Origin of the sequence: Aeromonas sp. (assembly GCF_051657805.1) — a bacterium.
Taxonomy (GTDB): domain Bacteria; phylum Pseudomonadota; class Gammaproteobacteria; order Enterobacterales; family Aeromonadaceae; genus Aeromonas.
Genome location: NZ_JBOFLJ010000063.1, coordinates 94,530 through 107,171 on the forward strand (window position 1 = coordinate 94,530; position 12,642 = coordinate 107,171).

The 12,642-nt window shown below is 61.3% G+C and carries 14 protein-coding genes; 9 read left to right on the forward strand and 5 right to left on the reverse strand.

All coding sequences use genetic code 11. The features are described 5' to 3' along the window. Positions 1 to 42: 42 nt before the first annotated feature. The 4 genes from crl to ACRCYW_RS20610 all read left to right on the forward strand — a co-directional run bounded on the left by crl (position 43) and on the right by ACRCYW_RS20610 (position 3,951). On the forward strand, positions 43 to 435 hold the full coding sequence (crl, locus tag ACRCYW_RS20595; RefSeq protein WP_438551845.1) for a sigma factor-binding protein Crl: 393 nt from the start codon (positions 43 to 45) through the stop codon (positions 433 to 435). 177 nt (positions 436 to 612) lie between these two features. Further along, on the forward strand, positions 613 to 1,716 hold the full coding sequence (gene proB, locus ACRCYW_RS20600; protein WP_438551846.1) for a glutamate 5-kinase: 1,104 nt from the start codon (positions 613 to 615) through the stop codon (positions 1,714 to 1,716). A 138-nt stretch (positions 1,717 to 1,854) separates the two neighbouring features. Next, a complete protein-coding gene (locus ACRCYW_RS20605; protein WP_438551847.1) occupies positions 1,855 to 3,159 on the forward strand; it encodes a glutamate-5-semialdehyde dehydrogenase in 1,305 nt (434 codons plus the stop codon). Between the two features lie 156 nt (positions 3,160 to 3,315). After that, a complete protein-coding gene (locus ACRCYW_RS20610) occupies positions 3,316 to 3,951 on the forward strand; it encodes a murein L,D-transpeptidase catalytic domain family protein (protein WP_438551848.1) in 636 nt (211 codons plus the stop codon). A 58-nt stretch (positions 3,952 to 4,009) separates the two neighbouring features. Here the strand turns inward: ACRCYW_RS20610 and ACRCYW_RS20615 are convergent, their stop codons facing one another. Then, positions 4,010 to 4,438: a universal stress protein gene (locus ACRCYW_RS20615; protein WP_438551849.1), complete on the reverse strand. Its 429-nt coding sequence runs from the start codon at positions 4,436 to 4,438 to the stop codon at positions 4,010 to 4,012. 189 nt (positions 4,439 to 4,627) lie between these two features. Here ACRCYW_RS20615 and ACRCYW_RS20620 point away from each other — a divergent pair, with 189 nt between their 5' ends. Further along, on the forward strand, positions 4,628 to 5,362 hold the full coding sequence (locus tag ACRCYW_RS20620) for a hypothetical protein (protein WP_438551850.1): 735 nt from the start codon (positions 4,628 to 4,630) through the stop codon (positions 5,360 to 5,362). 171 nt (positions 5,363 to 5,533) lie between these two features. Here ACRCYW_RS20620 and ACRCYW_RS20625 read toward each other — a convergent pair whose 3' ends face one another. Further along, positions 5,534 to 6,034, reverse strand: a complete 501-nt coding sequence (locus ACRCYW_RS20625) for an RNA methyltransferase (protein WP_438551851.1) — start codon at positions 6,032 to 6,034, stop codon at positions 5,534 to 5,536. Positions 6,035 to 6,283: 249 nt separating this feature from the next. Between ACRCYW_RS20625 and ACRCYW_RS20630 the strand changes: the two genes are divergently transcribed. The 4 genes from ACRCYW_RS20630 to ACRCYW_RS20645 all read left to right on the forward strand — a co-directional run bounded on the left by ACRCYW_RS20630 (position 6,284) and on the right by ACRCYW_RS20645 (position 10,666). After that, positions 6,284 to 7,375 carry a PfkB family carbohydrate kinase gene (locus ACRCYW_RS20630; protein WP_438551852.1) on the forward strand — a complete coding sequence of 364 codons (1,092 nt, stop codon included), beginning with the start codon at positions 6,284 to 6,286 and terminating at the stop codon, positions 7,373 to 7,375. Continuing rightward, the gene (locus tag ACRCYW_RS20635) at positions 7,369 to 8,277 is read left to right on the forward strand and encodes a pseudouridine-5'-phosphate glycosidase (protein WP_438551853.1); all 909 of its coding nucleotides are present in this window, start codon (positions 7,369 to 7,371) and stop codon (positions 8,275 to 8,277) included. Before ACRCYW_RS20630 ends, ACRCYW_RS20635 begins: the two co-directional genes overlap by 7 nt. Positions 8,278 to 8,693: 416 nt before the next feature. Next, positions 8,694 to 9,671 (forward strand): cytochrome-c peroxidase, encoded by a 978-nt coding sequence (locus ACRCYW_RS20640; RefSeq protein ID WP_438551854.1) that lies wholly within the window; start codon positions 8,694 to 8,696, stop codon positions 9,669 to 9,671. 245 nt (positions 9,672 to 9,916) lie between these two features. Continuing rightward, positions 9,917 to 10,666: a DNA/RNA non-specific endonuclease gene (locus ACRCYW_RS20645; RefSeq protein ID WP_438551855.1), complete on the forward strand. Its 750-nt coding sequence runs from the start codon at positions 9,917 to 9,919 to the stop codon at positions 10,664 to 10,666. A gap of 50 nt (positions 10,667 to 10,716) precedes the next feature. On the opposite strand, the gene ACRCYW_RS20650 is transcribed toward ACRCYW_RS20645, so the two are convergent. Genes ACRCYW_RS20650 through ACRCYW_RS20660 form a run of 3 tightly spaced genes read right to left on the reverse strand, consistent with a single transcriptional unit; the run spans position 10,717 to position 12,463 of the window. Then, positions 10,717 to 10,926, reverse strand: a complete 210-nt coding sequence (locus ACRCYW_RS20650; RefSeq protein WP_438551856.1) for a hypothetical protein — start codon at positions 10,924 to 10,926, stop codon at positions 10,717 to 10,719. A 43-nt stretch (positions 10,927 to 10,969) separates the two neighbouring features. Continuing rightward, positions 10,970 to 12,052, reverse strand: coding sequence for a methyltransferase (locus tag ACRCYW_RS20655; protein WP_438551857.1), 1,083 nt, complete (start codon positions 12,050 to 12,052; stop codon positions 10,970 to 10,972). Between the two features lie 18 nt (positions 12,053 to 12,070). Then, positions 12,071 to 12,463 carry a hypothetical protein gene (locus tag ACRCYW_RS20660; protein WP_438551858.1) on the reverse strand — a complete coding sequence of 131 codons (393 nt, stop codon included), beginning with the start codon at positions 12,461 to 12,463 and terminating at the stop codon, positions 12,071 to 12,073. Positions 12,464 to 12,642 lie beyond the last annotated feature (179 nt).

Below are 12,642 nucleotides of genomic sequence, written 5' to 3' on the forward strand. Positions count from 1 at the left end.
ATCACCATGTGATGGTATGGCTTGTTCAACAGGGAGGTTAGCATGTCAGAGAGAGTGACCTACAAGCGCTTGCTGCGGCAATTCGCCGCCATCGGCCCCTATCTGCGAGAGGATCTGTGCGAGGAGGGGCGCTATCGCTTCGACTGTCTGTCGGTCTGCGTCAGCGCCAAGCCGGCGCCGGACAAACGGGAGTTCTGGGGTTGGTGGCTGGTGCTGGAGCAGGATGATCATCATTTCAGCTATCACTATCAGGTCGGTTTCTACAATGCGGACGGGGAGTGGGTCGACAAGCCGCTGCCCAAGAAGCACCAGGCGGAGGTGGAGCGTACCCTCAACCACTTCTACAAGCTCATCAGCGCCAAGCTGGCCACCCTGGAGTGCAAGATCTCCCCTGCCGAGCAGGTGACCAACGAGCTGAGCGTGACCGCAGCCTGACTCATCCGGCCCCGTGATGACGGGGTCGTTTTTCCTATCCGTGCAACATCCTGGAAAGGCCCGCTTAACGTGCGGGCCTTCTTTTCCGTCTGCCGCCGCCGGCTGGCTTAATTGCCTTGCAGGGCAGGGGGGCCGTGGGTATAAAGGGATTCCTTACTTTTTAACCTCTTCGTTCCCATGGAAAACAGAACCATAGTCGTCAAACTGGGCACCAGCGTGCTCACCGGGGGATCTGCCCGCCTCAACCGTGCCCACATGGTCGAGCTGGTCAGACAGTGTGCCGCTCTGCACCGTGATGGCCATCGCGTCGTCATGGTCACCTCCGGGGCCATCGCCGCCGGTCGTGAACACCTCGGTCATCCCCCGCTGGCGCCGACCCTGCCCAACAAGCAGATGTTGGCGGCGGTCGGCCAGACCCAGCTCATCCGGGTGTGGCAGGACTTGTTCAACCTCTATGGGCTGCATATCGGCCAGATGCTGCTGACCCGCGCCGATCTGGAAGACCGCGAGCGTTATCTCAATGCCCGCGACACCCTGCGCACCCTGCTCGATCACCGCATCATCCCCGTCATCAACGAGAACGATGCGGTGGCCACCGCCGAGATCAAGGTGGGGGACAACGACAACCTCTCCGCCCGTGCCGCCATCCTGGCGGACGCGGACCTGCTGATCCTGCTCACGGATCAGAAGGGACTCTTCACCGCCGATCCCCGCAGCAACCCCGATGCCCAGCTCATCGAAGAGGTGCAGACCATAGACGACACCCTGCGCAAGCTCGCCGGTGACAGCGTCAGCGGGCTCGGTACCGGCGGCATGGCCACCAAGCTGCAGGCCGCCGACGTGGCGCGCCGGGCCGGGGTCAATGTGGTGATCGCCACCGGCCAGATCCCGGAAGTGGTCGGCCGCCTCGCCAAGGGAGAGCGGGTCGGTACCCTGTTCCCGGCGCTGGCCTCCCCGCTGGAAGGGCGCAAGAGCTGGATCCTGGCTGGCCCACCCCCCCACGGCGAGGTGCAGGTGGATCAGGGGGCCGTCGCCGCCATGCAGGAGAAGGGCTCCAGCCTCTTGCCCAAGGGCATCATTGCGGTGAAGGGCGACTTCGCCCGGGGCGAGGTGGTGCGGATCCTGGATCCCAAGGGGAGCGAGCTGGCGCGGGGCATCTGCCGTTACGATCACGTCGAGCTGGACAAGTTGCGCGGCGTGCATTCGGATCAGATAGAACAGGTGCTGGGGTACGGCTATGGCGCCGTGGCCATCCACCGCGACGATATGGTACTGCTGTAAGAGAGCACTCCTGGGCCCTGCCACGGACAGGCCCTGATGAGCCATTCACTGAGATGGCTGAGTGCTGCGGTAATCCGGCATACCTGGCTCAAGCCATGACGGGGATTGCGACCACGGGGTCATGGGCCATTCACAGAGATGACAGGGTGCTGCCGTGAGGCGGCATCCCGGATTGAAAGAGGACATGTTATGAGTCTGGAGAAAATGGGGCAGGCCGCCCGCGAAGCCGCCTATCAGCTGGCCACCGTCAGCACGGCGCAGAAGAACCGGGCGCTGGCCGCCATCGCCGACGAGCTGGAGGCGCGCAGCCCCCAGATCCTGGCCGCCAACGAGAAAGATATCGCCGCGGGCCGCGAGGCGGGTCTCTCCGAGGCCATGCTGGACAGGCTGTTGCTCAATCCGGCGCGCCTCGCCGGCATAGTGGCGGACGTGCGCAAGGTGATCACCCTGGACGATCCGGTCGGCGCCGAAATCGACAACCGGGTGCTGGAGAACGGCCTGCGTCTCTCCCGTCGGCGGGTGCCCATCGGCGTCATCGGCGTCATCTACGAGGCGCGCCCCAATGTCACCATCGACATCGCCAGCCTCTGCCTCAAGACCGGCAACGCCAGCATCTTGCGGGGCGGCCGGGAGACCTTCCACTCCAACCTGGAGCTGGTGCGGGTGATCCAGAGTGCGTTGGCCGCCTCCGGCCTGCCGGCCGAGGCCGTCCAGTACATCGACAATCCGGATCGGGCTTTGGTCGGTGAGCTGCTGCGCCTCGATCGTTACGTGGACATGATCATTCCCCGCGGCGGCGCCGGGCTGCACAAGATGTGCAAGGAGAACAGCTCCATCCCCGTCATCATCGGCGGCTTTGGCATCAGCCACATCTTCGTGGACGAGAGCGCGGATCTGCCCCGCGCCCTCGCGGTCATCGACAACGCCAAGGTGCAGCGCCCCTCCGCCTGCAACGCCCTCGACACCCTGCTGGTCCATGAGAAGGTGGCGGACGTGCTGTTGCCGCAACTGGCCAGGCTGATGAACGAGCGCAAGGTGACCCTGGTGGCGACCCCGGAGGCCTTGCCGCTGCTGGTGGAGGCGGACAACCTGAGCGCCGCGGCCGCAGAGGATTTCGACACCGAATGGCTGGGGCTGACCCTGGGGGTCAAGCTGGTGGCCGACGTGAACGAGGCCCTGGCCCACATGCGCGAGCACAACGCCGGCCACTCCGACGCCATCCTGACCAATGATCTGGCCAACGCCGAGCGTTTCGTGAACGGCGCGGGTTCGGCGGCGGTCTACGTCAATGCGTCCACCCGCTTCACCGATGGCGGCCAGTTCGGTCTGGGTGCCGAGGTGGCTGTGTCGACCCAGATGCTGCACGCCCGTGGCCCCATGGGGCTGACGGAGCTCACCAGCTACAAATGGGTAGGGGTGGCGGATTACCTGAGCCGCGCCTGAGTCGCCTTCTCTGGCTCTCTAGAAAAATGCCGACGTCTGTCGGCATTTTTATGCTTTTTTATTGCGCCCCATCAGGGGCTTGCATATAACTATCCAGCAAGCCGTGGCGAGATTTTGCACACTAGGCTACCAGTAAAAACGGGAGCAATTTCAAGGATGAAACAGACAAGCTGGGTTGCGCGGCTGAGGTGGCTCTGGCTGAGCCTACCGGTGCTGCTGGGGACGATCTGCTTCAGCGGCGCCACTCAGGCGAGCTGGGATCAGGATCTCTATCGCCAGCTCGGTCTGGCAGGCAAGCTCGACAGCCGAGTGTTTCGCAAGGCGCTGAACGGTTATCAGAGCGTGCGCCACAAGCGCAAACCCATCCTCACCATCATCGATTACAGCAAGCCCTCGAACCAGCGCCGCTTGTTCGTGATAGACGTCAAGCGCCACAAGCTGCTCTACCACACCTGGGTCAGCCACGGCCGCAATTCCGGGGAGCTGGCGGCGCGCCAGTTCTCCAATCAGCTCAACTCCAGGCAGAGTTCCCTCGGGGTCTATCGCACCGCCGAGACCTATCAGGGCAAGCACGGCTACTCCCTGCGCCTCGATGGGCTGAGCCCGGGCAAGAACAGCAATGCCCGCAAGCGCACCATCGTCGTGCACGGGGCGGACTACGCGAGCCCGAGACACCTGCAGAAATACGACAAGCTGGGGCGCAGCTGGGGTTGTCCCGCCCTGCCGAGGGAGCAGTCCAGGGCCATCATCGACATCATTAAGGGGGGGAGCGTCATCTACGCCCACGGGTAAGCAGAATGCACAAGGCCAGTGCTGGGCTGGCCTTGTCATGGAGACGCACGGGTCTGGATTAACGCACCACCAGCACCGGGCAGGGGGCGTGGCGTACCACGGACTCGGCGACGCTGCCCACCAGCAGGTGGCTGATGCCGGAGCGGCCGTGGCTGCCCATGACCACCAGGTTTACCTTGTCCTCCTTCGCCTGCAGGACTATCTCGTCGGCGGCACGGCCGAAGCGCACCTCGAAGGTGGCGGGGATGGGCAGGGTTGCGACCAGCTCCTTGAGCTGGCTCTTGGCCTGGCGCTCCATCTCGTGGGTGATCTCGATGGCGGTCATGTGCAGGATCTTGTAGCTGTCGAAACCGTGCAGTTGATCCACCACGTGGATCAGCTTGAGCTCGGCCTGATGGCTCTGGGCCATGAAGACCGCATACTCGAGGACGGCCTTGGACATCTCGGAGAAGTCGACGGGGCAGAGTAGCGATTTGATGGACGGCATGATGTGGCTCCTCTTTCTAGTTAGGTTACTAATGAATCTTGTTATCCATATTACCCGTTCAGGCGGTAATAACTCACGACTCGCTCGCAAAACCGGGAAAAGGTGGGAGGCTGCGCGAGAACTTTCTATGCTGTGTCCAGAGGTGAACAGATCATGCTGACAACGCCACCTCCGAGGAAATACAGCTACATGCTTCGTTTGATCTTGTTGTGCTGCCTGCTGCTTGGTTGGCCCGTCCGGGCCGAGACCATACATGTCTATTGCGATGACTGGCCCGGCTTTTGCCAGGGAGATGGTCGCGGCATCTATCTGGACATAGTGCGCGCCATCTATGAGCCGGCCGGTTACGGCATTCATCCGCACATAGTGCCTTACAAGCGGGCGCTGGCGGTGGTGGCGCAGAGGGGGGGCGACATGGCGATGGGGGTCTATCGGGACGAGGTGGAAGGGGTGCATCAACCCCGCTATCCGGCCTCGGCGGATGACGTGACCGTGCTGATGCAAAAGAGATGGCTGCCGAGCTGGGAGGGGGAGCAGAGCCTGCGGGATCAGGATGTGCTCTGGCTGCGGGGCTGGGCCTTCGACAAGTTCATCCCCGAACCCATGCGCTGGTATGAGATAGACAGCCACGACATGGCGCTGCAACTGCTGGCCAAGGGACGTTACCGCTACTACCTGACCGCCGGTGTGCTCTACCCCAAGGATGCCATCCCCCCCGACATGATCCGCGTCTTCCTGCGCTGGGTGCCGACTTATCCCATCTTCGTGGACAACGAGAAGGGGCGGCAACTGGAACGGCTCTGGGATCCCGGCATGCAATCCCTGATCAAAACCGGCGCTCTGGCGGATATCTACAGGCGCAACCAGCTCTATGACTACTACCGGGACTTTATAAAGCAGCAGGCGCAGAGCCTGAAAAAGTGACGGCTTGTGCCAGACCACCCGCCATCTTGGTCCTCTCGCGTGGATTCTCTGCCATTCAGCGCAGGGGGCAGGCATGTTCTCTGCAATGAGTGGGATGGGGAAATGTTCTGGGTTGTCAGGCGCTGAGGGGGACTGTTTATGCTGCCAGCACTAGGCTGGCAACATGCCCTCTCAGGCTTGCGGCCCCGCTCTGAGCCCCTTGGCCAGCCGATCGTAGAGGATGACGTTGACCGAGGCCGCCAGGTTCATGCAGCCATTCGTCGGCACATAGATCACCTCCTTCACCGCCGCGAAGCGATCGGGTTCCAGGGTGCCATCCTCGGGGCCGAAGATGTAGAAGGCCCGCTCGGGGTGCACATAGTCAGGCAGCGAGGTCGCCCCCTCGATGAGATCCACCAGCACAGGGGTGCAGCCTGGGGGAACGAAATCCAGCAGCTCCTCGACCCCGAGCAGGGGGATCTTCTCCACCATCTGCTTGGTGTCGGTGGCGAAACGCCGCGCCAGCTCGAAGCGGCTGCCGGTGTAGTAGACCTCCTCCGCCCCGTAGCAACCCGCGGCCCGCATCACGGCCCCCACGTTCTCCGGTGACTTGGGATTGACCAGGCCAATGGCGCAATAGGGGCTAGTGGGCTGCGCCGGCGATATGGCGCAGCCATGCTCCGGTTCTCTCATCTCGTGATCCTCTCCTGCTCAAGGGCTGCGCATTATACTCCCGCGCCGCTTTTTGCCCATCCCTTGCCTCATCCGGAGCGGGCGGCGGCCTTTCTGTGATGGGGGGAAATCAAAGCGGGTTTCATATTGATCCCTTTCGTAAGGGTCCCGGGGTTTTTTGTGTGTCAGCCGACATTTTTTGCACAAAAAGCTGGCAGGAAAACCTTTGCGGATAATAATGGACAAACGTTTGCAATTGGATGTTTGTCTATGACGGAGCGTGAACAAGAGATCCTCGCCCTGCTGCGCCAGGATCCCATGATTGCCCAGCAGGAGCTGGCGGACAGGCTCGGCATCAGCCGCTCGGCGCTGGCGAGCCATATCTCCAGCCTGATGCGCCAGGGCTATGTGCAGGGTCGGGGTTATGTGCTGCGCGAGGGCCCCTACGCCGTGGTGATAGGCGGTGCCAACATGGATATCTGCGGCGCCAGCCACGACAACCTGCGCATAGGTGACTCCAACCCGGGCCGGGTGAGCACCTCCGCCGGTGGGGTGGGGCGCAACATCGCCGAGAATCTGGCGCGCCTCGGCACCGACACCCGGCTGCTGACCGCGGTGGGCAACGATCAGTACGGCCACCACCTGCTGGAGGTGAGCCAGCGCGCCGGCGTCGACGTACGCCAGGTGCTGGTGCTGGAGGGTCAATCGACCTCCTGTTACCTCAGCCTGCACGATGGCAGCGGCGAGATGAGCTGCGCCGTCAACGACATGGGGATCATCGACGAGCTGACCCCGGCCAGGCTTGCCCCCCTGACGGGCTTCCTGGCCGCGGCCCGGCTCTGGGTGCTCGACACCAACCTCGCGACCCACACCCTGGACTGGCTGTTCGAGCGCCAGGGGGAGCACATCATCTTCGTCGACACCGTCTCCGTGGCCAAGGTGGAGAAGATCCGCCCCTGGCTGCACCGAATCCATACCCTTAAACCCAATCGCAGCGAGGCCGAACAGCTGTGCGGCTTCCGCATCGCCGGACCCGACACCTGGCCCATGGCGGCGGCCTGGTTCCACCGCGCCGGGGTGCAGCGGCTGTTCCTGAGCCTGGGGGATCAGGGGATCTTCTATAGCGACGGGGAGTGCCAGGGCCATCTGCCCGTGCTCGGCAGCCCTGTCGTCAATGTGACCGGCGGCGGTGACGCCTTCATGGCCGGTCTGGCCCACGCCTGGCTGCAGGATCAGGCCATGACCGAGACCACCCGTTTCGCCCTAGGCTGCGCCGCCCTCACCGTCAATTGTCCCGATACCGTCTTTTCCGGCCTCTCCAAGGCCGCCGTTGAACGCTTGCTGGAGGAGTACCCATGTTGAACGCTTACCTCGATATCCAACCTGAAGTCGCCGCCGCCCTGGCCGCTGGCAAACCCGTGGTGGCCCTGGAGTCCACCATCATCTCCCACGGCATGCCCTATCCGCAGAACGTGGAGACGGCGCGCCAGGTGGAGCAGGTGGTGCGCGACAACGGCGCCGTGCCGGCCACCATCGCCATCCTGGATGGCCGCCTCAAGGTGGGTCTGGATGAGGGGGCCCTGGAGGCACTGGGCAAGGCTGGTCACGCCGCCACCAAGTGCAGCCGTCGCGACATTCCCTTCGTGCTGGCGAGCAAGGGGATGGGGGCGACCACGGTCGCGTCCACCATGATCATCGCCGCCATGGCCGGAATCCGGGTCTTCGCCACCGGCGGCATCGGCGGCGTGCACCGCGGCGCCCAGGAGACCTTCGACATTTCGGCCGACTTGCAGGAATTTGCCCAGACCCCGGTGGCCGTGGTCTGCGCCGGTGCCAAGTCGATTCTGGATATCGGTCTGACCCTGGAGTACCTGGAGACCCAGGGCGTGCCGGTCATTGGCTACCAGACCGAGGAGCTGCCCGCCTTCTACACCCAGGAGAGCGGCTTCAAGGTGGATTACCGCCTCGATACCCCGGCGGCCATCGCCGAAGCCCTGCGCCTCAAGTGGGAGCTGGGTCTGGCCGGTGGCGCCGTGGTGGCCAACCCCATCCCGGCCGAGTTCGCCATGCCCAAGGCCGACATAGACGCCGCGATCAAGCAGGCGCTGCGGGAGGCGGACGAGCAGGGGGTCAAGGGCAAGGAGTCCACCCCCTTCCTGTTGGCGCGAGTGTGCGAGCTGACAGGCGGCAACTCCCTGGCCTCCAACATCCAGTTGGTGCTGAACAACGCCGCCCTGGGGGCGCGTATCGCCGCCAGCCTGTAAAAGAGGGTTGGCAAGATAGCGAGAGGGGGCCACAGGCCCCCTCTCAATTAATAAGCCGTCGACTCATTTCCGCTGGGAAGAATATGATCTCGGCCTCATGGGCATTATTTAAAGGTGTATTTAAAATGCACACCAATAATGTGCGGAGCCGAATTGCATATTTAATAATCGCTTTATTCAATGATCACAATCTAATCAATTGGCTGTTATTTGCGCCTCGGCTGTCGATAATCGATGCATCGGAATTCAGTCAAATTTCCCCCGCAAGACCCCGCCATTATTCCGCCCATAAAATACAAAGCCATTGTTTTTAATATGGTTTTAATCATCCACCCTTGATCTTGAGCAAATAATATCCACCGTTTCTCCAGCAGGCTGGGATGGCGATGATTCGCGAACTCAAGGGAGAGAGAATAATGAATAAATATAATCTGCTGCTGGTGTTGGCACTGCCCGGGATGGGGTGGGCGAGTGAGCCGGTGCAACCGGTGGAAGCGGTCAAGGTGGGTGATCCGGCCAAGGTGGAGTTGGGCAAGATGCTGTTCTTCGAGCCTAGGCTCTCCAAATCCAACGCCATCTCCTGCAACTCCTGCCACAACCTGGCGACGGGCGGGGTGGACAATCAGGTCAGCTCCCTCGGCCACCAGTGGAAGGAGGGACCGATCAACTCGCCGACGGTGCTCAACTCCAGCCTCAACTTTGTCCAGTTCTGGGATGGACGCGCCAAGGATCTGAAGGAGCAGGCGGCGGGCCCCATCGAGAATCCGCTGGAGATGGCCTTCACCCACAAGCTGGCGGTGGAGACCCTGCACACCCTGCCCGAATACAGGGTTCGCTTCGATGCCGTCTATGGCAAGCCTGATTTCGGCATCGACGAGGTGACCGACTCCATCGCCGCTTTCGAGGAGACCCTGGTCACCCCCAATGCCCCCTTCGATCTCTGGCTCAAGGGGGACGGCAAGGCGCTGACGGCGCAGCAGCTGACCGGTTATCAGCTGTTCAAGGACAAGGGCTGCACCGCCTGCCACAACGGCGTCGCCATCGGCGGCAACTCCTACCAGAAGATGGGGTTGGTCAAGCACTACGAGACCCGCAACCCGGCTCAGGGGCGTGGCGCCGTGACCGGTGAGCAGCAGTTCATCGGCTGGTTCAAGGTGCCCACCCTGCGCAACATCGAGCTGACCTACCCCTACTTCCACGACGGCGCCGTCTGGGATCTGAAGGAGGCGGTGCAGATCATGGCGGACATCCAGCTCGGCCAGCGTCTGAGCGAGCAGGAGGCGGAAGACATGACCGCCTTCCTCAGGAGCCTGACCGGCGATCAGCCCCGGATAGTGCTGCCCATGCTGCCGCCGTCCCAACCGGATACCCCCAAGCCCCAGGTCAAGAGCTGACGAACTGGGGTGCATCGGAAGCGGAGCCAGTCTCCGCTTCATCATGTATCTATCTGATTGATTACAGGGACAAAGCCCCCCGCACGTCACAATGACGGCAGGATGACAATCCCCCAGCTGCGCGCAGTTTTTTGGCCGAATTGCCGCCACCTTCACATTTACGACATGCTCGTAAAATAGCCGATTGCCTGACTCATCAGACCTGGTGTCAAATCACTCCGCCTAACACAAGGAGTGGCATAATAATGAATAATATTAATAAGTTAGTTCTGGCTATCGGATTGACTCTCGGCGCTTTCCCGACCCTGGCGGCGGGATTCCAGTGCAAGGATCACGTCACCCTGGGGGTACCCAGCCAATCCAGTCAACTGTTGTGCCGGGAAGGCTACGCTGCCGGCTACAACTACGACACCAAGGTCTCTGACTGGGTCTCCTATCGGATGACGGCGGCCAGCGCCCAGGGGCAGGTGCCGCGCAAGGATGCCTTCGCCGAGGACAAGGAGGTGCCGGTGCAGTTCCGCGCCACCCTGGCGGACTACAAGGGATCCGGTTATGACAGGGGCCATCAGGCCCCGGCGGCAGACATGCGCACCAGCGCCACCACCATGAAGCAAAGCTTCCTGCTGACCAACATGACGCCCCAGCTGCCGGCGCTCAATCAGGGGGCCTGGCGCATCCTGGAGGAGAAGACCCGCCAGTGGGCCATCGCTTACCAGAACGTTCAGGTGATCACGGGCCCCATCTTCACCAACTCGGACGCTTCCATCGGTAACGGTGTGACCGTGCCCCACGCCTATTACAGGGTGGTGATGGACGTGGCCAATCAGGAGGCGATCGCCTTCATCCTTCCCCAGGAGAATGTGTCGGCCAGCAAGCTGGCGGATTACATAGTGACGGTGGATGCGGTGGAAGAGCAGACCGGGCTCGACTTCTTCACCAGTCTGCCTGACGAGCAGGAAGAGGCCATGGAGTCCCAGCTGATGGCGATGTGGTGAGAGGGAAAAGGAAACCGCAGATAGCGCAACAGGGGCCTGGGCCCCTGTTGTCATTTGCTTATCTCATCCCCGACCTTCTTGACCGTATCCCGGGTGCCGTGGCCGATTTCCCGGGTCACGTCCCGGGTGGTGTGGCCAATCTCCCGGGTCACGTCTCGGGTGGTGTGCCCCACGGTGCGGCCCGCCTCCTTGATATGGGTACAAGCCGAGCTACCCAGCACCAGGGCCAGTGTCAGCAGAACCTTGCCATTACGCATCATGAGGTGCTCCTTATCCTGTGGTCTCATCCATGCCGATGGGCCATTATGGCTGTGCAGGCAAGGGTTGGGCAACCAACAGGGTATGACCTGGGCCTGGGATCTCGTGCTCGGCCTCCACGTGGAAACCTGCTTCACGCAGGCACTGGTACATCTGTTTGGAGTGATAGAAGCGGCTGTTGCCATTGGCGATGGCGGTGAAGTAGAGGGAGGTGGCGTTGAGGCTGAAACTGGCGGCCTCAAAGCTCTGCCTGTCCCAGAACAGCTCCAGGATGCAGACTCTGGCCCCCGGTTTCATGTGCCGGCGAATGCGCTTGAGGATGGCCACTATCTGCTCGTGACTGAAACAGTCGAGGAACTGGCTCATCCACCAGATATCCGCCTCTCCCGGCAGATAGCCTTCTGCCTCCAGCATGTTGACCCCGTGACCCTGGACGCGCGCCGTCAGTCCGGCTGCGTCAATTCTGGGTTGCGCCAGTGCGATCTGCTCGGGCAGATCCAAAATGGTGACCTGGAGTGCGGGATCCCGGGTCGCACAGGAGATGGCCCACTTGCCGGTGTTGCCCCCCACGTCATAGAGGCTGCGAGGCTCATAGCTCAGCACATGATCCTGCACCTGCTGGAAGGCCCAGTCGGAGTAGAAATGATCGAAGGAGAACCAGCTGGCGCGGGCGGGCTCGGGCAATTTGTCCAGATGGGGGTAGATGGTCTCCCAGTCCGGGTTGAATACCTTGAGCCCCTCTGGCTTGCCCTCGCGAATGGCGTCGAGCAGGTGAGCCAGGGGCTGGTAGCAAACGTGCTGGGTAAAATCCATGTTGACCCGGGTCATGGGGTCGTTTTGCAGGTATTTACCCACCTTGCCGAGCACATAGCGCTCCCCGGCCAGATGACAGACGCCGCCGCCGAGGCCCATGTCCAGCAGCACAGACACCGCGTATTCGCTGAGCTTGCAGTGGCTGGCGATCTCTGCCGTGGTAGCGCCGCTCTTGCCGCGGCTCTCCAGATAGGCGAGCACGCCGGTTTCGCGCAGGCACCAGCTCGCCTGAAACAGCATGGGGGCGAAGGCGATACGCTGGGCCTGGCTGATGGCATCGAGGGCGTTATATTGCTCACACTGATAGTGTTTCAATGGGGATCCCGTCTCTGGTTATTTGGTGCTGGCGCGGGACAACTCAGTCTGGATGGCCTGATTCAAGCCCAGGATCCAGCGATTATAAGTACGATGAATATTGCCTTTGCCATCGTCATCCAGATTGATGCTGCTGACATAATTGATGGAATAGTCATGAGTAGTATATGGAATATTGATCACAGCTTGATGTTTGCGCACGTTCAACTGGCCACGAATAACGCCAGGTTGATCTTTTTTCATCACCCAGCCTTTGCTGATCCCACCGTTGATGATGGCGTTACCCACCTGCTCTTCGGTCAAGTTGAAATTCACCTGGTTGGCTGGCAGATTGTGTACAGGTTTGCTGGTGGAGCAGGCTGCGAGCAGGAGTGTGCCGAGAACCAAACCTGATTTTGTGATCCAATTCATTATTTTTCTCCAGTACTAAATTCAAGAGGCGAGGCGATGAAACATCATCGCCCGGGTATTTTCAATAAAATATGATTTGATGCAATAAGTTATATGTGAGGAGATCTACTTTTTTAAAAAAATAATGCTATCATGCCGAAAAATTAATAGTCATAACGAACTGGCTATTGTTTGCTCAT